This is a genomic window from Lysinibacillus sp. NPDC095746 (assembly GCF_044763535.1).
GTDB lineage: Bacteria > Bacillota > Bacilli > Bacillales_A > Planococcaceae > Lysinibacillus.
This window is the reverse complement of the sequence record NZ_JBIWGL010000010.1, coordinates 123,417-141,595: the sequence shown is the minus strand read 5'-3', so window position 1 is coordinate 141,595 and position 18,179 is coordinate 123,417. Positions and strand designations below refer to the sequence as shown.

Genomic DNA, 18,179 nt, shown 5'->3' with positions numbered 1-18,179 from the left:
GGATCAAACTCTCCATAAAAAGAAATTTGATTAGCTCAAATTGTTTTGCTGGCATCATGTTTGATGTCCAAAATTTTGTTTCGTTCACTAACTCGAGGTTAGTTACTAAAAACTTTATTGATTACGTTTTGCTTGTTCAGTTTTCAAGGTTCATTTCTTCACCGCTGTTTTCAGCGACTCTATTATCATAACTTGTATTCAACAAGAAGTCAACAACTTTTTTTAAAATCTTTTTTCAAATCTTTTTTCAAGTCGTCCTTCTTGTTAAGGACAAGTAATAATATATAATATAGCAATTTAAAAATCAAGCTTTTTTTGAAAAAAGTTTAAAAATCTTTTTCTCATCGACTACAAATAACAGAATTCCTACTATAACAATGAATCCACCAAAAATTTGTGTGGCTATTAAATACTCTTTAAAAATTAGAAGAGCTAAAATGGCCGCGCCAATTGGTTCAAATAAGATCGCAATGGAGACTACATTTGTACTAACGTATTTAATAGACCAATTAAATAGAGTATGACCTAATAAATTAGGAACTATCGCTAATAAAATAAACCATATCCAGTCCATAGTAGAATAAGGGCCGAACGATCCCCCCTTAATAAGAACATAGATAAACAATGTAATTGTACTAACAGCATAAACAATCATCGTGTATGTCACAAGAGATAATCTTTTCCGTACATCTTGTCCAAATAAAAAGTAAGCTGTAACGAGTGCACACGCAACTAGGGCAAGCATGTCTCCATAAAATGCAGTACCGCTAAGTTTAAAATCTCCCCAACTAATTAAAATACTACCGACAATAGCAATCGCTCCTGCAAATATGGTTTTCAGGGTAATGTTCTCTTTAAAGAAAAAATATGTGCCTACAAATGCAAACAATGGCTGTAGTGTAACCAAAACTGTAGAACTTGCTACAGAGGTGTAATTAAGTGATTCAAACCATAAAATAAAATGAAAGGCTAAAAATATGCCAGCAACAGAAGAAAATAGCCAATCACGTATTCTTAATTTCTTTACCTCGTTTGTGTACTTCCAAAAAAACAGAGGAGCCATTATTAACACCGAAAAGAACATACGGTAAAACGCAATAACTCCCGCTTCTGCATTTGCTAATTTCACAAATATGGCTGACAGGGATACAGAAATTACGCCAATAAAAATAGGAATGTATGGATGAATTTTGGCTTTCTCCATTAAATCCAACCTCCAATCAATTTTGCCTCGGCATCATTACGTCTGGATTCGGCTTTATATCCGCATAAAGGACCCCTTTCCAATTCCGTGTCATCCGCCGGAAACCTTAACTTATACTCGTATTACTGTCACTACCTATAAAGGTTAAGACATTTGGTGCTGTCGCTTCGCTTTCGCTACCAAAAATATGTGGTGAAAGAAATTAAAAATACTTATACTTCATTACGATCGTGATGTACAATACAAAAAAGTAATGTACATATAATAATGACACCTTGCATATCTCTTAGCAATACGAAATATCTGTGGAGGGTTGCGTATGGAAACCTTGGAAAATATGATTACATATGAAGTTGGCATAAAATTAGTAATCGCAGCCACATTAAGTTTAGTAATCGGTATCGAAAGGGAATTAAAAAAGAAGCCTGTAGGATTAAAAACGAGCTTAGTTATCGCTACATTTAGCTGTTTATTAACTGTTATTTCAATTGAAACCGCCTATTCAACACCCCCAAGGTCAGAAATCAATATTACAATGGACCCTCTACGCTTGGCTGCCCAAATCGTTAGTGGGATTGGATTTCTTGGAGCAGGTGTTATTCTAAGACGAGGGAATGATAGTATCTCAGGTTTAACAACTGCAGCAATGATCTGGGGAGCTGCTGGGATAGGAATTGCTGTTGGCGCAGGCTTCTATATAGATGCTACTTTAGCTGTTATTATCATTGTCTTCGGAATTGAGGTTTTATCGCCGTTTCTAATGAAAATAGGACCAAAAAGAATTCGTATGCGAGAAATATCATTGAAAGTTCAGATTAACAATGATGACAATAGTGAATCCTTTTTACAATTCCTAAAGGAAAACAATATTGTTATTGAAAACATACGCATTCAAGATGTACCAAATAATAGTAATGTTTATCACGAATTAGATTTACGCTTATCATTAATAGTATCTGATAACTTACTGTCATTTTATCGTTCATTACGAGCACTACCCTATATAGAAAAAATCGAAATGGAAATTTTAAACTAGTTGGAGGATTCTTTCGTGGTAGAAATATTAAAACTATTAAAAAATGGGAATAAGCCTTCTCTGCTAGCAGCAGTAGTCAATGCCTTTTTAGGAATTATTAAAGGTGTTGCCTTCTTCTTTACAGGTAATGTTGCCATGTTTGCAGAAATGATGCACTCTCTAGGAGATGCAGCAAACCAATTATTCGTTTATATCGGCTCAGCGCTGTCGAAAAAAGCACCGACAAAACAATTTCCTGGAGGCTTTGGCCGAATTGTAAATTTAGTTTGTCTTTTTGCTGTTATAATCGTGGCGATCCTTTCTTATGAAACCGTAAAAGAAGGCTGGCATCATTTTATACACCCCGCTGGAGAATCTAAAGGAATGCTCATTGCACTTGGCGTATTATTGATTGGTATTGTTTTAGAAGGGTCAGTTCTTGCAAAAGCTGCCGTTGAAATACTACATGACGCTGGGCAGGAAAAAACGGGAATATTAACAGCTATCCCTAAAGCTTTCCCTTATTTAAATCGCGCAAAACCAGCAACAAAATTAGTATTTATGGAAGACTTAGTAGCTACAGGTGGTAACGTGTTGGCCTTCGGTGCTATTTTAATTGCGCACTTTACAGGCTGGGCAAATATAGAAGGACTCGTTTCGATGATTATCGGCTTTATGATGTTCTACGTTGTAGCAAAAGTGTTCCTTGATAATGCACGTGGGGTTATTGGTGAAACAGACGAAGAAATGCTAAATCATATTGCTCATCTTGTAATGGATGACCCAAACATTAAAGATATTGTTCGCTTAGAAGTCATTAAAGAAGGTGAGTTTTTACATGTGGAATTAGTTGCCGAAGCTGATCCTAACCTATCACTCGCTTTTTTAGATGATGTACGCGACCATTTAACAGAGGTCATTTTAAGTCAGAAAGGCGTATCAAAAGTGGCAATTTTATTTGATGAGGATGATGGGAAGCAAGATTGGGTGCATATTGGCGAAAGACCGGAAAACTCTACATTCAAACAATAACTCATTATCCAAAACATTTTAAATAAAATAAATAGCCAATTGCCACAACATAGGCAGTTGGCTATTTTTTATACAAGTTTTGTTTCTTCTATTAAACAATCGGGAAAACTTCTGTAACGGACGTTGCAAAAACATTTGCTGAAAGAAGTTAACGTGAGTTTTGCAAAATAGTGCGCACATCTTCTTCCTGTAATTTGTTGAAATTTCCAAAGGGTCCATTTTGCATAGCATGCTCTACAATTTGCTGGAATTTTGAATCGTCAATGTCATAATCCGCTAGGCGACTTGGAGCTCCTAGTGAGGTCCAGAATGCCGATAAACGATCAATCCCTTCGTATGCAACCTCTTCTAGAGACTTTCCTGTTGCGTCAACACCGAAAACGCGTGTTGCAATGCCTGCAAAACGTTCTGGATTTACGGGTACACTTAGACGCATCCAATGTGGTTGTAGTATTGCTAAACCACCTGCGTGCGGAATATCGTACACCGCAGATACAGCGTGCTCAATATTATGGGAAGCCCAATCACCGCGAGAGCCAATTGATAAGAATCCATTTAACGCAATTGTTCCGGCTAATAAAATCGTTTCACGCAACTGAATATTCTCTAAGTCTTCTATTAGTTTAGGTGCTGTTGCAATGACAGTTCTTAATACCCCTTCACACATTTCATCTGTAATCGGTGTATTCGTCGTATTATGGAAATATTGTTCAATTACATGCGACATCATATCAACCATACCGTAAACTGTATGATTTTTTGGTACTGTCATTGTATACACTGGATTTAAAATCGGAAATTTCGGGAATACCGCAGGGCTACCCCAGCTTAGTTTTTCTTCTGTCGCAGCGTTTGTAATGACAGATCCCGAGTTCATTTCGGAACCTGTTGCAGCTAGCGTTAATACCGTTCCAAGCGGTAAAGCGTCCTCTACAATTACTTTACGCTTTACAATATCCCAAGCATCGCCATCATATTTTGCACCTGCGACTATTAACTTAGAACAGTCAATTACGGAACCACCTCCTACAGCTAGGACTAGATCAATATCTTCTTTTTTACAAAGATCAATACCAAGTCTTGCTGTTTCAACACGTGGATTTGGCTCAACACCACTTAGTTCAAATATTGTTTTATCGGCTTCTTGTAACTTCTCGATGACAGCATCGTATACACCATTTTTCTTAACGCTACCTCCACCATAGACAACTAACACCTTTTTACCATGCTGCGCTAACTCATTTGAAAGCTTTTCCAGTGCATTTTCACCAAAATGTAACTTCACTGGGTTATAAAATGTAAACGAATCCATTCAATTCGCCCCTTTCTAGGTGGATTTTCTCATATTTCTATTGATGAACGCAAAGAATTAAAACCAAAATATTGGCTCCTCGGTAATTGTATTCACTCTACAAATACGCCAAAAGCGCAAAGAAAAAAGATGTCCATGGAGCAATGTCCTAAACATCTTATTCATACGAATAAAACTGATACGCATACAAAAAAACAAGTCATCCGACTAGGAATGACCCGTTTTTCTTATATATTGATTAAACCCATCCACGGAAGCGTGAAGCTTCTGCTGTACGGCGAACACCTACCATATAAGCTGCTAAACGCATATTAATGTTACGTGTTGTCGCTGTTGTATAAACATTTTCAAATGCATCAACCATTTTTTTGTAAAGACGTTCTTCAACTTCTTCTTCTGTCCAGTAATAACCTTGGTTATTTTGTACCCATTCGAAGTAAGAAACTGTTACACCACCAGCAGATGCTAATACGTCTGGTACAAGTAAAATGCCACGATCAGTTAAAATTCTAGTTGCTTCAGCAGTTGTTGGACCGTTCGCTGCCTCTACGACAATGTTTGCTTTAACATTGTGTGCATTGTCAGCAGTAATTTGGTTTTCGATAGCAGCTGGCACTAGAATATCACAATCAAGCTCTAATAATTCTTTGTTTGAAATTGTATTTTCAAATAATGTTGTTACAGTACCGAAGCTATCACGACGATCTAATAAATAGTCGATATCTAAACCTTCAGGATCATGAAGTGCACCATAAGCATCTGAAATACCGATTACTTTCGCGCCTAAATCATGCATGAATTTCGCAAGGAAGCTACCTGCGTTACCGAAGCCTTGAATGACAACACGTGCACCTTTAATATCAATGCCACGCTTTTTCGCTGCTTCTTGGATAACGATTGTTACACCTTGTGCAGTTGCACGGTCACGACCTTGAGAACCACCAAGCACTAGTGGCTTACCTGTGATGAAACCTGGTGAGTTGAATTCATCCATACGGCTGTATTCATCCATCATCCATGCCATAATTTGTGCATTCGTAAATACGTCTGGAGCAGGAATATCTTTTGTTGGTCCTACGATTTGACTAACTGCACGTACATATCCACGGCTCAATCGCTCGATTTCATCCATAGACATTTGACGAGGGTCACAGATGACACCGCCTTTACCACCGCCATAAGGTAGATCTACGATACCACATTTCAATGTCATCCACATTGAAAGCGCTTTAACTTCTTCCTCAGATACTGCCGGATGGAAACGTACTCCACCTTTAGTTGGCCCTACAGCATCATTATGTTGTGCACGGTAACCAGTAAATACTTTTGTTGTACCATCATCCATTTTCACTGGAATACGAACTTGTAGCATGCGAAGCGGCTCTTTTAATAATTCATACATAGCTTCGTCATAACCAAGTCTATTTAGAGCCTCTTGAATGACTTCTTGAGTAGATGTGAACAGATTTAAGTTTTCAGACATATTAAATCGCCTCTTTGTTTTTTATAATGATAGTATATCGGCATCATTGTAACATACTTCCGAATTAAAATGTGAACATTTTGTTAAAGATTAAATACTTTTTCAATTTGTTCGATTGACCAGTCTAAATCCTCTTGTGAAATAACAAGTGGTGGCGCGAATCGAATGACTGTATCATGTGTTTCTTTACATAATAGACCCAATTCTTTAAGCTTTTCACAGTATGGACGTGCAGCCTCTGTTAATTCCATTCCGATAAATAAACCACGACCACGAACTTCTTTAATGACTGGGTTCTTAATTTCTTTTAATTTACCTTTAAAGTATTCACCAAGTTCGTGTGAACGCTCTGCTAATTTTTCATCAAGTAATACTTTAATTGATGCAATAGATACAGCACATGCTAAAGGATTACCACCGAAAGTTGAACCGTGTGATCCTGGGTTGAATACACCTAAGATTTCACGATTTGCAGCTACACACGAAATCGGGAATACACCGCCCCCTAAAGCTTTCCCTAAAATGTACATATCAGGCTCTACTTCTTCCCAATCACATGCAAACATTTTACCCGTACGTGCTAAACCAGCTTGGATTTCATCTGCAATGAATAAAACATTGTTTTCACGGCATAGCTCGCGTGCAGCTTTTAAGAAGCCTTCTGATGGAATAACGATACCAGCCTCACCTTGAATGGGTTCAATTAAAAACGCTGCTGTATTTGGAGTAATTGCAGCTTTTAATGCATCTAGGTTACCGTAATCTACTAACTTAACATTCGGTAACATTGGACCGAAGCCACGACGATATTCTTCGTCAGATGATAAAGATACAGCAAGCATTGTACGACCATGGAAGTTACCATTACATGCAATGATTTCAGCTTTCCCATCTTCTACACCTTTTACATCATAAGCCCAACGACGAGCCGCTTTAAATGCTGTCTCTACCGCTTCAGCACCTGTATTCATCGGTAATACCATTTGTTTATTCGTTAATTTTCCAACAAGCTCATACCATTCACCAAGGTTTTCGCTATAAAATGCACGAGAAGTTAGTGTTACTTTATCAGCTTGTTCTTTTAACGCAGCGATAATTTTTGGATGACGATGCCCCTGATTCACAGCAGAATAAGCTGATAGCATATCTAAATATTTGTTACCTTCTGGATCTTTTACCCAAGCACCCTCAGCCTCTGAAATAACGATTGGTAGCGGGTGATAGTTTGCAGCACCAAAATTTTGCGTTTGTTCAATCACTTGATTTGTTTTTGTCATAAAGTATTCTCTCCTTACGTTCATGATGAAAAACTCTGGAAGACTCTGTTTTTCTATAAATATATTCAATAGAACAATTTCAGCATTTTCTGAATATAAAAAGCAAGAATCTGCACACTACTCCTAGGTAAGCCGCCTCGACATTAGCGCCTGCGGTTCTTGCCGGACTCACTTTACCAGGAGGAGTCTCGCAGATTCTCTTATAATTTATGCCCCAGCATAATTGCGTTCGGAGGCAACTTCTTTAGTCAGCCGAAAGAAGTTATAGCATTTCAGAAGTTGTTTTTGCTTGCATGTGAAGTTGTAGATAGTCAGGGCCACCTGCTTTTGAGTCAGTACCTGACATATTGAAGCCGCCGAATGGTTGGTAACCAACGATTGCACCAGTACAGCCACGGTTGAAGTATAAGTTACCTACATGGAAATCTTCACGTGCTTTTTCTAAGTTCATACGATTATTTGTAATAACCGCACCAGTTAAGCCATATTCAGTATCATTTGCAATATCAATTGCTTGATCAAAATCTTTAGCTTTTGTAATAGCTACAACTGGTCCAAAGATTTCTTCTTTCATAATTCGTGCAGAAGGATCTACGTCTGCAAATACTGTTGGTTGAATGAAGTAACCAACTGAATCATCAGCTGTACCACCTGCAACTAAACGACCTTCTCCTTTACCAATTTCAATGTACTCTGTCACTTTATTGAATGCTGCTTGGTCAATAACTGTTGCCATGAAGTTGTTGAAGTCTGATGGGTCACCCACTGTTAACGCGTTTGTTAATTCCACTACACGGTCAACAACTTGGTCATAAACATCTTCAACGATAACAGCACGAGAACATGCTGAACATTTTTGACCTGAGAAGCCAAATGCTGATTTTACGATAGATTGTGCTGCAAGCTCTAGATCCGCTTCTTTATCAACAACGATTGTATCTTTACCGCCCATTTCAGCGATAACACGTTTAATCCAAATTTGACCGTCATTTAATACAGACGCACGTTGATTAATGCGTAAGCCTACATCACGAGATCCTGTGAAGCTAATGAAGCGTGTTTTTGGATGATCAACTAAGTAGTCACCTACTTCTGCACCAGAACCTGGTACAAAGTTCACAGCACCAGCTGGAAGACCTGCTTGCTCTAACACTTCGATAAATTTATAAGCAACTACAGGTGTTGTTGAAGCCGGTTTTAATAATACAGTGTTACCTGTTACTAAAGCTGCCGCCGTTGTCCCCGCCATAATTGCGAATGGGAAGTTCCATGGTGAAATAACAATACCAATACCTAATGGAATATAGTCATAACGGTTGTATTCCCCTGGACGACTTTCTACAGGTTGACCTTCTTTAATACGGAGCATTTGACGACCATAGTATTCTAAGAAGTCAATTGCTTCTGCAGTATCTGCATCAGCCTCAGCCCATGGTTTACCTGCTTCTTTTGTTAAAAGTGCTGAAAATTCATGTTTACGACGACGAATAATTGCCGCTGCTTTGAATAATACGTCTGCACGAATAGCCGGATCTACTTTTTTCCAAGTTTTGAAAGTTTCATCTGCTGCTTGCATTGCTTTTTCAGCGAGTTCTTTGTTTGCTTTTGATACGCGACCAATTACTTCTGTTTTCTTTGCTGGATTATATGAAACGATTTTATCTTCTGTCGTAATACGTTCTCCACCGATAATTAGTGGATAGTCATGACCTAAATAACTCTCTACTTTATTTAATGCTTCTAAATATGCGTTGTAATTTGCCTCTTGAGTAAAATCTGTGAATGGTTCGTGTTTGTATGAAATCATACTTTATCCTCCCTCGTGAGATGTGTTTTAAGTGCGCAAAAAACATTGACGCAAAATATCTTTGCGTTTAGAATATTCTTACACTTATTATAATGCAAAATTTTGTTGCATATTTCAAGTAAAAATTTTTTGAGGTGCACATTTTATGAAAAATTCTGAACCCCTACTTCCTTTTTATAAGTTTATTGCAACAAATGTTTCTGTTGGTATTCATGCTGTAGACCTTTCTGGCAAAACAATTATTTATAATACAAAAATGAAAGAAATTGAAGGTTTCCATTTTGATGAATTAGCAGATCGTTCTGTTATTGAAATGTTTTCCTTCCGCCAGCATGAAAGTACTTTAATGCGTGTATTACAAACAGGTAAAAAGGAAATTAATGTAAAACAAACTTATTGGAATAAAAATGGTCATGAAATTACAACCATTAATGATACTTTTCCACTTTATGTTGAAAATAAACTAATTGGAGCAATTGAATTTGCTCGTGACATTACATCACTCGAAAAGCTAGTTTATCAGCCTCTTCGCCGATATGATGAACCTTTAACATTCGATATGATTACAGCAGTATCCGAATCGATGCGACAAATTATCTCAAACGCAAAAAAAGCAGCAGCTGTGAAGTTACCGGTCTTATTAATTGGAGAATCGGGTACAGGAAAGGATTTAGTCGCAGAGGGGATTCACCATGCAGCATCGCCTGACCCTGAAGCATTTGTAACATTAGTAAGTCGTCGCTCTGTTCCATCTGTTTTAGATAAATTGCAGGAGCTCTTACAAAATGACAAGGCATATACTTTTTTCTTCGAACGCATTGACTTTTTAAGTTTAGACATTCAAGAGAAACTGTTAGAGGTATTACAATCACTTCCACAGTCTAAATACATGCTAATCGGAAGTGTCGGAAGCGACCCTATTACATTGATTGAGGAGAAAAAACTTTCAAAATCACTGTATTATTTCTTTGCTACAATGGCGATTACCATCCCAAATCTAACAGATCGAAAAGAAGATATTCTTCCATTCGTAGATGATTACTTTAACCGCCATCGGGAACGCTTCGCTTCAAATGTCCGGGATCTAGCACCTGATGTCCAGGATTTATTTTTGCAATATGATTGGCCAGGAAATTTAAAGGAGCTTGAGCTATTACTAGATGAAATTGTGTCGTTTATGACCACTGAATCAACAGTTACCTCAGATTTATTACCAATGCATTTCCGTTTCAAAGTACAACAGCAGGACACAACTAATCACGAGCCGGAATTCTTTATGTTCCAACAACAGAATGATGTTATGCCACTCGATGCTTATTTGCGTGAAGCTGAATCATATTATGTGCAAAACGTCTTAAATTTATATGAAGGCAACATTACAAAGGCTGCTAGTGCACTTGGCATGAGTCGTCAAAACCTACAATATCGAATTCGAAAAATAAAAAATCAATAGTTATATTTGAATACAAAAAAACGAGGATACCTTCATATTTGAAAGCATCCTCGTTTTTTATCTCGCACAATAACAAGCAGCAATTATTTGTCTGTATCGAAAGCGTCAAATGCAAGCATAACTGCCAGTAAATGCGTGATTGGTGAAGACTATAATCAGTGGGGGATAAAGCCCCCCACTAAATCAACTATGCCTCGGCATAATTGGGGTCGGAAGCTTTAACCTCTTTCAGCGAATAGTTTGCTGAAAGAAGTTTAAGTTTCACTTTATTGACCTGACTGTTCGATCCAGTCCTGTAATTTATCTTTTAGGGAATTAAAACCATTCGCATCCGATTCATCTACACGGTCCTGCAATGATTTACGTGGTAGTACATCTTTTTTACGCAATGTAGTTGGGCGCTCCTGCAAAGCACGAATCGATAAACTAATTTTTTCGGCATCTTCATCGATTTCAAGTATCTTTACTTCAACCTCTTGCCCAACTGACAAAAATTCACTAACGTCCTTTACAAAGCCGTACGTAATTTCGGAAATATGTACAAGGCCTTGTGTATCTTCATCAAGCGCAACAAATGCACCATACGGCTGTATACCTGTAACTTTACCAGTCAACACGTCCCCTAATTCATATTTTTGTCCCATAACCTTTGCCCACTTTCTTTTTGTTTGCTACGTATATATCACCACAAATTATAACATAGGTGTATTAGTGGGGCAAAAATTCATACCATCAATCCGTGATTCCTGTTATGCGATAATTACCTTCTTTGTTTATTGATAATTTAATAAGAAATTGTCTACCATACTTATCCTGATACTCTTCAGAAACACGAACAGCAACCGTTGGATAGATACCATCATATTCACCTAATTGGCTAAAGATATTTAAACTTTTAACATTATCTAACAAACTTGTATTAATGTTCGTTCCTGGCATTAATATAGCTTTTTGTAAAGATTCGTCTCCAATAGTTATTGCATATAAATAAAGGGAAACCATATTTAATGGGCGTAATTGATCGATAAATGTTTCAGCATCGCTTTTTTTATATTGCTCATATATACTCTTTATTTGTGATTCATCAATACTTACAATCGTAAAATCACTATCATTAATATATCCTGCTGTTTCTTCTCGAGTTTGCAATATGATTGTCCAAATATCATAAGTTGATAACTGAGTTAAAGTATTTGAGCGATTGTTCTGTTGTAGTTCATGCAAAATTGTTGAAGCAGTTTTCTTCATTACTTCCCCGTACGTTCCATTAGCTACTTTTTGCAAGAAATCCATATAATCTTCACGAGGTTCCCCACCTTTTGTAAGAGCAGGATAGCTTGCAGTTCCTTTCAACAACACTAACCATGTATTTTCAAAACTTTGTCTTAAAACCTTGTAACTAGGTGAACCTGCGTTTACATCAGCTAGTAATGTACGCTCCATTAATTTTAATGATTTAGCGGTTTCTTCTCGTGTATACCTTAAATCATCTGCTAATAATAACTGTCCCTTTTCTAAATACTCAAAGTAACCAAAAATATCAGGATGCAATTTATTGATATTGGGTGGCGAAAATTCACCGTAAATCGGTGTTGCTTTAAAATAAAACGCCCCCTCTTCATTCACTTTCAATTCCATGAATTGATTATTTGCTGCCTTTATAATTGCCTTTAAATCTGAAGGAAAATTATTGGTATCTTTCGACTTCTTAAGGAGAGGTTCATATGGTTTAAGAAGATCACTGTAAAAGTTCTCTAATTCCAATACAGTTTCTTCATATAAGCGATATACCTCAAAAGATTCATCGAACGTTAAATTAGATTCACCAATGGTTTCCAAGGCTCTTCTTGGTGTCATTAATTTATTAAGTATAATTTCTTCATTAATTTTTAAAAACTGTACATCCTCTTCTTGTACATGAGAATTCCTCTTTGTATAGAACTCTAGTATGTAGTCAGCTTCTTTAATAAATTCAAACGCATTCAGTTCGTCAATAGTAACTTTTAACTCTCTTCTTATTTGTTCTTTTTTACTATTGTATTTTTTAGTTGTATTTTCAGTCCATTCTTTAATTCCAACTTCCTTTTTTTCTTCCTGAGAAATATCCTTTTTACTATTTACAAGTTCTGGTTTGTTAAACATATAAGATGAAACGAGCATACTCACGAAAAGTGCACTTGCCATGCTTGCTATCCAGACTGCTGGCTTTCGCCATCTTGAAGGGGGCTTTTGTGTTGTTACTGTTTCTAATGGTTGTTGTGTTGCATTTTCTGCCTCGATTTGTGCGAAAACGGCTTCTGGATCTAACTGTGGTTCCAAACGATTATAGGATTTTTTTAGAAGCTCCATTCGTTTTTCAAATTGTTTATCATCCATTTTCAACACTCCCCTCCTCCATTAACACCGCTTTGAGTTTTTCCTTTGCACGCAATAGACGAACTTTGACAGTTGCTAACGAAATATTTAGTACTTCCGCTATCTCCTCATACTTAAATTCATGGAAGTAAAATAATATGAGCGGATAACGATATTTTTCATCAAGTTCTTTAATAGAGTTATGTAATTGCCTATCCTCTTCAAAATTAAGGACATACTTTTCGGCGGAAGATGAGGGCGTTTGCTGCTGAGCACCTAGCCTCTCTTCCTTTGCTTGTTCCCGCTGCTCTTTGCGATAATAATCACGGGTTGCATTTAATGTAATTTTATAGAGCCATGTCGTAAAACGATCCTGTTTAAATTGATGTAAAAAACGATACAGCTTCACAAACACCTCCTGTGAAACATCCGCTAAATCATTACTATGTACGCCACATTGAAAAGCAAATTTTTCAACTGTTCGTTGATGTATTCGGATTAGCTCTATATAGGCGTCTTTGTCTCCTCGCTGAGCCCGTTCTATTAATTCAGTTTCAGTCACGGTCTTCCCCCCTTCGCACATGTAACGAATCATTGTTCCTAATTGTTACATATTTTTACTTATTAATAAAAAATACAAATATCTCGCTACATCAAAACAAAGCTACTAAGGCCTCGGATTTCGTTACTAAAACTATATACTGAACCACTAAAACACCCCTGTTTTACAAACAAAATTAAGATAAGAATTTCTATGAATCATTTACCTAAAATTTACTTTTTCGGGAGAATATTGCGATAAGATAAAGCTTTAATTTAAGGAGGGTTTAATTCCGTGTCTTCGAGAGATCAATTTACATCTAAAATTGGGTTATTTTAGCTGTCGCTGGAAGTTCTATAGGGGTTAGAGCTATGAGGAAGTTTCCTTATATGGCGGATACTAACGGCGGAAGTGTTTTTTATTATGTATTCTATGTTGCTATCTGATGTGAAACTTTTGCTCGATCTAGTTTCGACTATGTAGACTTTTTGACGAATAGTATTAGTATGCCAATTGGAGCCTTACTGATTTATCTTTGCAGGCTAAAGCCTTCCTCTAGTCAATTTTAAATATTTTAATTCGGTCTCCAATAGGGATATTTTTTTCCTCCAAAGGATCTTGCCTTTGTTTAAATAAAGGACCGTTAAAAAACGAGGTTGTCTCTAAATTGAAAGAGACAACCTCGTTTTCTATAGAAAAGCAAAAGCATCATTGCGCCCGATTCAGCTTTGTGCTTAGGCTTGATGTTGGTCATTCAGTCGTGCCACAGGACGTGGCGTTCTTAACTGAGTTCCTCTATTTCAGCGGATGTTTGAAAACCCTCTAAAAAGTTAAATAATGCATTTTGCTTCAAATTTTATCGCAATAAGCTTGTACGAAATGGCTACACAATCTTCAAATGGAATCCATTCTTCAAACGAATGCTCATATGATTCTTGAATAACCTTTGCAAGAGTTGATGGATCATCAATACCTTGCAATGCTGCTACAACATCTGCAGTTTCAGTATCATAATGATCTGGACCTAAGTGGAATGGATCCCACTCCTCTAGCAGACGTACGGCCGCTTGATTCATTTTTATATTTTCCAAAATACTCACCTATTATCCTTTTATCATACTCGTATGATACCATAGTAAATAAAAAAGAAAAGAGTGATTTACTTGTCTATTTTCGATCAAACTATTAAACGTCGTTGTACAAACTCTGTAAAATGGGACGCAATGGAAAATGTATATGGGCTACAAGATGCTTCAGATATACTACCAATGTGGGTAGCGGATATGGATTTTGCTGCTCCAGAAGCCGTATCAAAAACGCTGCAAGAACATGCTGCAAAAACTGTTTTTGGCTATAGCTTTGTTAGCGATAAAGCAGTGCAAGCGATCGTAGACTGGCAGCATGCACATCATGATTGGCACATTGACAAAGAATCAATTGTTTTCTGTAACGGTGTTGTTGCTGCTTTAGCAGATAGTATCAAGGCACTAACAAATCCAGGAGATAAAGTTCTTATTTCCTCACCTGTTTATCCGCCATTTTATAATATCCCGAAAAGTAATGGCCGAGAGATCGTTAGTTGTCCTTTAGTTGAAGAAGATGGCACATTTGTCTATGACTTTGAAGCCTTTGAACAAGCACTTGCTCAAAATGTGAAAGCCTACATATTGTGTAATCCTCATAATCCTGGTGGCTATGTATGGGATGAAGCTACATTAAAGGAAATCGTACGACTATGTGCAAAATATGATGTTATTATTATTTCCGATGAAATTCATTCTGATTTAATGTTGGATGGCTCAAAACATACACCATTAGCAAAAATCGCTGGTGATGAAATGGATCGTATTATTACGTGTATGGCACCGACAAAAACATTTAATCTAGCTGGGATTCAAGTCGCTTATATGATTGTAACGGATAAGAAAAAACGTAAGCTACTAGAGGCAGTTCATATGGCTAGTGGACAAGGCTCATTAAATACTTTTGCTTCTGTTGCACTTCAAACTGCTTATACAGAGGGTTCCCCATGGTTAAATGATATGCTTTCTTATATTTCAAATAATATGGACTATGTGATTGCTGAATTAGAACAATTACCTGGTATCCATATTAGAAAACCTCAGAGCACTTATTTACTTTGGATTGATTATCGAGAATTAGGACTTGATGAAAAAGAAATCATGAAACGCTTGCTGGAAAATGGCAAGTTAGCATTAGAGCCTGGGACAAAATATGGCGAAGAGGGTAGAGGCTTCCTGCGTATGAACGTCGCTTGCTCATTTGACACAGTAAAAGACGGTGTTCAGCGCTTTAAGCAAGTACTTCAACAATAGAAAGTAAATAGTGAAGGATATCTCAAGTTTTTCTGAGATATCCTTTTTTGTTGAGAAAATATAGCTCATATGGAGAATGATACGAGAAAAATGCCCCGCAATCCTTAAAGGCTGCGAGGCATCTGGTACAATCAATTATGATTCGGCATAATTGCATCCGGAATCGGCCGGAAGTTTTAACTCCGTTGGGTATTTAGTCACCCGCTGAATGCAGTTAAATATTTTGCTGATTGTTTGTATTATTTTTCTCTGAAAGAATACGTGCTTCGATTTCCTTTGATTTCATTTCTTGTTTCTTAGAAATCTTACGGAAAACAGTAAAGACAACAATACATAATATAAGCATGATTAAAAATTCAAAAGCTGCGGGAATGTAGCCTGATTTATCTTCTGGGATATATAAAAATTGATACATTAAATGTTTCATGTTTTACACGTCCTTACAATTATTATTCAAAAACTGTAATTGACTCGATTTTCACATCTTCTACTGGTTTATCACGGAAGTCTTTTTCTACATCTGCAATTTTGTCGACAATGTCCATTCCTTCAACAACATGACCAAATACTGTATGCTTATGATCTAACCAAGGAGTACCGCCATTTTTAGCATATGCTTCAATAATTTCTTCTGGGAAGCCAGCACCTTGTAATTGACGAAGCATATCACTTGGAAGGTGTTTCATTTGTACGATAAAGAATTGTGAACCATTTGTGTTTGGACCCGCATTTGCCATCGAAAGGGCACCGCGAAGATTAAATACGTTTTCAGAGAACTCATCCTCGAAAGAGTTACCCCAAATTGACTCGCCGCCCATACCTGTACCAGTTGGGTCACCACCTTGAATCATAAAGTCTTGGATTACACGGTGGAAAATGATGCCGTCATAGTATCCTGATTTTGCATGGCCTAAAAAGTTTTCAACAGTTTTTGGTGCATGCTCTGGGAATAATTTAATTTTGATGGCACCTAATGTTGTTTTCATTTCTACAAGTACTTCGCCTTCTAGTACTTCTGTTGTTAATTGTGGAAACATTGAAGTCTCTCCTTTAAATGTAAAATTTCAGTTTCATTGAAAATGATAGTACTATCATTTCTGACCTCATTTTAGTCTAACATACTTCTTAATGGTTTTCTTCACCAAAGTATTGACGATTTTTTGCACTTTTAATTTTTCAGCTTATCACCATCCGCAGTGTTGAATTCTCTTCCGACTGGGGCTTCCGTTAAGCCGCTTGGCCATTAAGTGGTTTTTTACGCGAAAGCGTAGCGTCAGCGGCACGATGTTGTTAGTACAGTACTGTTCTTCGGTTAAGAAATATTCTTTCATAATAACCCCCTTACTTTATTTTTTGATTGTTCATATATAACCTTGAATGACCATAAAATGGAAAATATCGGAATGAAGAAGGAAAAGTGGAATAGGATTATATGAATAATAATAGACAAAATGGAGGGATTGAATGAAATTTATTCAAAAAATAAGTGTAATTGGACTGTCGGTATGTATGTTGAGTATCGTTTTTTCATCTACCAGTATGGCAACAAAAATCGGTTCAGAAGAGCACCTGAATTCAGTAAATGAAAAAAATAAAAAAGAAGTTAATGATTACAAAAACGACTCCGCTAAAATATTAGCACAAGAAACAAAAACGGTAGTAATTGAAACAGAAAAAGAAGATAAATCATTATTAGAGCTAAAAACAAAAGAATTTGAAGAAAAAATGAAAATGGAACAAATAACCTTTATTGAAGAAGGCTTAAAAAAAGCAACAACGCTTCAAGATGTAGAAAAAGTAAAAAGTGAAGCAACCAACCTATTAACAAAAGAAAAAGAATTGTTTAAAGCAGAAAGTGAAAAATATGTAAAAACAAAAATTGATACGGAAAAAGTGAATTTAGCGATGATTTCAAGTTCATATAAGACGATTAAAGATGACTTTTTCACTTTTAATAAACACAAATTCTATTACTATGATGTCAATAAAAACGAATTTATTCCAAACAATAAAGTAAATAAAATAGAAGAAGTAAAAGAATTTGAAAAAAACCATATAGAAGATTCAAAAGTAAAAGATAATCCAATCAACACCTTAATCTTGTTCATTTTCCTTGCATTGTTATGTATTATTCCTCTTATGGTAAGTAACAGTCAAAAAAACAGAGCGTAAGCTTTCTTGATGCTAGTAGCGTTCGTTCCTCTGCCTGTTCGCTCCAGGATCTCATCTATGACGCTAACTACACTCCAATCAACTTATTCACAGAAACACATTGTTATCGACATCCGCCTTCCAAAGAGCAAAAAAGGATTTATACATAAACTGTGTGTGAATCCTTTTACTTTATTATCATGTCTAACCCCT

16 protein-coding genes and 1 pseudogene are annotated in these 18,179 nt (G+C 36.6%); 6 read left to right on the top strand and 11 right to left on the bottom strand.

Annotated elements, in window-relative coordinates; all coding sequences use genetic code 11:
* Positions 1-304: 304 nt before the first annotated feature.
* Positions 305-1,204 (bottom strand): DMT family transporter, encoded by a 900-nt coding sequence (locus ACIQ7N_RS09920; protein ID WP_402931697.1) that lies wholly within the window; start codon positions 1,202-1,204, stop codon positions 305-307.
* Positions 1,205-1,523: 319 nt separating this feature from the next.
* Here ACIQ7N_RS09920 and ACIQ7N_RS09915 point away from each other — a divergent pair, with 319 nt between their 5' ends.
* Entirely contained in the window at positions 1,524-2,240 is a 717-nt protein-coding gene (locus tag ACIQ7N_RS09915) for an MgtC/SapB family protein (RefSeq protein ID WP_402931695.1), read from the top strand.
* A gap of 15 nt (positions 2,241-2,255) precedes the next feature.
* Positions 2,256-3,251: a cation diffusion facilitator family transporter gene (locus ACIQ7N_RS09910; protein WP_402931693.1), complete on the top strand. Its 996-nt coding sequence runs from the start codon at positions 2,256-2,258 to the stop codon at positions 3,249-3,251.
* Positions 3,252-3,399: 148 nt separating this feature from the next.
* On the opposite strand, the gene ACIQ7N_RS09905 is transcribed toward ACIQ7N_RS09910, so the two are convergent.
* From ACIQ7N_RS09905 to pruA, 4 genes are all read right to left on the bottom strand, one after another.
* The gene (locus ACIQ7N_RS09905; protein WP_402931691.1) at positions 3,400-4,563 is read right to left on the bottom strand and encodes an iron-containing alcohol dehydrogenase; all 1,164 of its coding nucleotides are present in this window, start codon (positions 4,561-4,563) and stop codon (positions 3,400-3,402) included.
* Positions 4,564-4,801: 238 nt separating this feature from the next.
* Positions 4,802-6,046, bottom strand: a complete 1,245-nt coding sequence (locus tag ACIQ7N_RS09900; RefSeq protein WP_248716969.1) for a Glu/Leu/Phe/Val family dehydrogenase — start codon at positions 6,044-6,046, stop codon at positions 4,802-4,804.
* A gap of 83 nt (positions 6,047-6,129) precedes the next feature.
* Positions 6,130-7,323, bottom strand: coding sequence for an ornithine--oxo-acid transaminase (locus ACIQ7N_RS09895; RefSeq protein WP_400941742.1), 1,194 nt, complete (start codon positions 7,321-7,323; stop codon positions 6,130-6,132).
* A gap of 262 nt (positions 7,324-7,585) precedes the next feature.
* The gene (pruA, locus tag ACIQ7N_RS09890) at positions 7,586-9,130 is read right to left on the bottom strand and encodes an L-glutamate gamma-semialdehyde dehydrogenase (RefSeq protein ID WP_402931689.1); all 1,545 of its coding nucleotides are present in this window, start codon (positions 9,128-9,130) and stop codon (positions 7,586-7,588) included.
* Between the two features lie 145 nt (positions 9,131-9,275).
* On the opposite strand from pruA, the gene ACIQ7N_RS09885 reads away from it, so the two are divergent.
* Entirely contained in the window at positions 9,276-10,583 is a 1,308-nt protein-coding gene (locus ACIQ7N_RS09885; protein WP_402931687.1) for an AAA-type ATPase lid domain-containing protein, read from the top strand.
* A 266-nt stretch (positions 10,584-10,849) separates the two neighbouring features.
* On the opposite strand, the gene yugI is transcribed toward ACIQ7N_RS09885, so the two are convergent.
* The 3 genes from yugI to ACIQ7N_RS09870 all read right to left on the bottom strand — a co-directional run bounded on the left by yugI (position 10,850) and on the right by ACIQ7N_RS09870 (position 13,500).
* Positions 10,850-11,227, bottom strand: a complete 378-nt coding sequence (yugI, locus tag ACIQ7N_RS09880) for a S1 domain-containing post-transcriptional regulator GSP13 (RefSeq protein WP_248716973.1) — start codon at positions 11,225-11,227, stop codon at positions 10,850-10,852.
* Between the two features lie 88 nt (positions 11,228-11,315).
* On the bottom strand, positions 11,316-12,959 hold the full coding sequence (locus ACIQ7N_RS09875; protein WP_402931685.1) for a hypothetical protein: 1,644 nt from the start codon (positions 12,957-12,959) through the stop codon (positions 11,316-11,318).
* Positions 12,952-13,500, bottom strand: a complete 549-nt coding sequence (locus tag ACIQ7N_RS09870; RefSeq protein ID WP_402931683.1) for an RNA polymerase sigma factor — start codon at positions 13,498-13,500, stop codon at positions 12,952-12,954. Before ACIQ7N_RS09870 ends, ACIQ7N_RS09875 begins: the two co-directional genes overlap by 8 nt.
* Positions 13,501-13,773: 273 nt before the next feature.
* Between ACIQ7N_RS09870 and ACIQ7N_RS09865 the strand changes: the two are divergent.
* A pseudogene (locus ACIQ7N_RS09865) lies at positions 13,774-13,910 on the top strand (sodium-dependent transporter); the annotation flags it as partial.
* 399 nt (positions 13,911-14,309) lie between these two features.
* Here the strand turns inward: ACIQ7N_RS09865 and ACIQ7N_RS09860 are convergent.
* Complete coding sequence (locus ACIQ7N_RS09860) at positions 14,310-14,570, bottom strand: DUF1871 family protein (RefSeq protein ID WP_402931681.1); 261 nt, start codon at positions 14,568-14,570, stop codon at positions 14,310-14,312.
* Positions 14,571-14,642: 72 nt separating this feature from the next.
* Between ACIQ7N_RS09860 and ACIQ7N_RS09855 the strand changes: the two genes are divergently transcribed.
* The gene (locus ACIQ7N_RS09855; protein WP_402931679.1) at positions 14,643-15,815 is read left to right on the top strand and encodes a MalY/PatB family protein; all 1,173 of its coding nucleotides are present in this window, start codon (positions 14,643-14,645) and stop codon (positions 15,813-15,815) included.
* Positions 15,816-16,029: 214 nt separating this feature from the next.
* On the opposite strand, the gene ACIQ7N_RS09850 is transcribed toward ACIQ7N_RS09855, so the two are convergent.
* Positions 16,030-16,242 carry a hypothetical protein gene (locus ACIQ7N_RS09850; protein WP_402931677.1) on the bottom strand — a complete coding sequence of 71 codons (213 nt, stop codon included), beginning with the start codon at positions 16,240-16,242 and terminating at the stop codon, positions 16,030-16,032.
* 22 nt (positions 16,243-16,264) lie between these two features.
* The gene (locus ACIQ7N_RS09845; protein WP_132361702.1) at positions 16,265-16,852 is read right to left on the bottom strand and encodes a peptidylprolyl isomerase; all 588 of its coding nucleotides are present in this window, start codon (positions 16,850-16,852) and stop codon (positions 16,265-16,267) included.
* Positions 16,853-17,279: 427 nt separating this feature from the next.
* On the opposite strand from ACIQ7N_RS09845, the gene ACIQ7N_RS09840 reads away from it, so the two are divergent.
* A complete protein-coding gene (locus ACIQ7N_RS09840; RefSeq protein WP_402931676.1) occupies positions 17,280-17,987 on the top strand; it encodes a hypothetical protein in 708 nt (235 codons plus the stop codon).
* Positions 17,988-18,179: the final 192 nt, after the last annotated feature.

What these genes read in the sequence shown, in the direction of transcription:
- ACIQ7N_RS09885 (WP_402931687.1), top strand. Translation starts at nt 9,276, where the DNA reads ATGAAAAATTCTGAACCCCTACTTCCTTTTTATAAGTTTATTGCAACA.
- ACIQ7N_RS09845 (WP_132361702.1), bottom strand. Translation starts at nt 16,852, where the DNA reads ATGTTTCCACAATTAACAACAGAAGTACTAGAAGGCGAAGTACTTGTA.
- ACIQ7N_RS09850 (WP_402931677.1), bottom strand. Translation starts at nt 16,242, where the DNA reads ATGAAACATTTAATGTATCAATTTTTATATATCCCAGAAGATAAATCA.
- ACIQ7N_RS09895 (WP_400941742.1), bottom strand. Translation starts at nt 7,323, where the DNA reads ATGACAAAAACAAATCAAGTGATTGAACAAACGCAAAATTTTGGTGCT.
- ACIQ7N_RS09900 (WP_248716969.1), bottom strand. Translation starts at nt 6,046, where the DNA reads ATGTCTGAAAACTTAAATCTGTTCACATCTACTCAAGAAGTCATTCAA.
- yugI (WP_248716973.1), bottom strand. Translation starts at nt 11,227, where the DNA reads ATGGGACAAAAATATGAATTAGGGGACGTGTTGACTGGTAAAGTTACA.
- ACIQ7N_RS09840 (WP_402931676.1), top strand. Translation starts at nt 17,280, where the DNA reads ATGAAATTTATTCAAAAAATAAGTGTAATTGGACTGTCGGTATGTATG.
- ACIQ7N_RS09905 (WP_402931691.1), bottom strand. Translation starts at nt 4,563, where the DNA reads ATGGATTCGTTTACATTTTATAACCCAGTGAAGTTACATTTTGGTGAA.
- ACIQ7N_RS09875 (WP_402931685.1), bottom strand. Translation starts at nt 12,959, where the DNA reads ATGGATGATAAACAATTTGAAAAACGAATGGAGCTTCTAAAAAAATCC.
- ACIQ7N_RS09920 (WP_402931697.1), bottom strand. Translation starts at nt 1,204, where the DNA reads ATGGAGAAAGCCAAAATTCATCCATACATTCCTATTTTTATTGGCGTA.
- ACIQ7N_RS09915 (WP_402931695.1), top strand. Translation starts at nt 1,524, where the DNA reads ATGGAAACCTTGGAAAATATGATTACATATGAAGTTGGCATAAAATTA.
- pruA (WP_402931689.1), bottom strand. Translation starts at nt 9,130, where the DNA reads ATGATTTCATACAAACACGAACCATTCACAGATTTTACTCAAGAGGCA.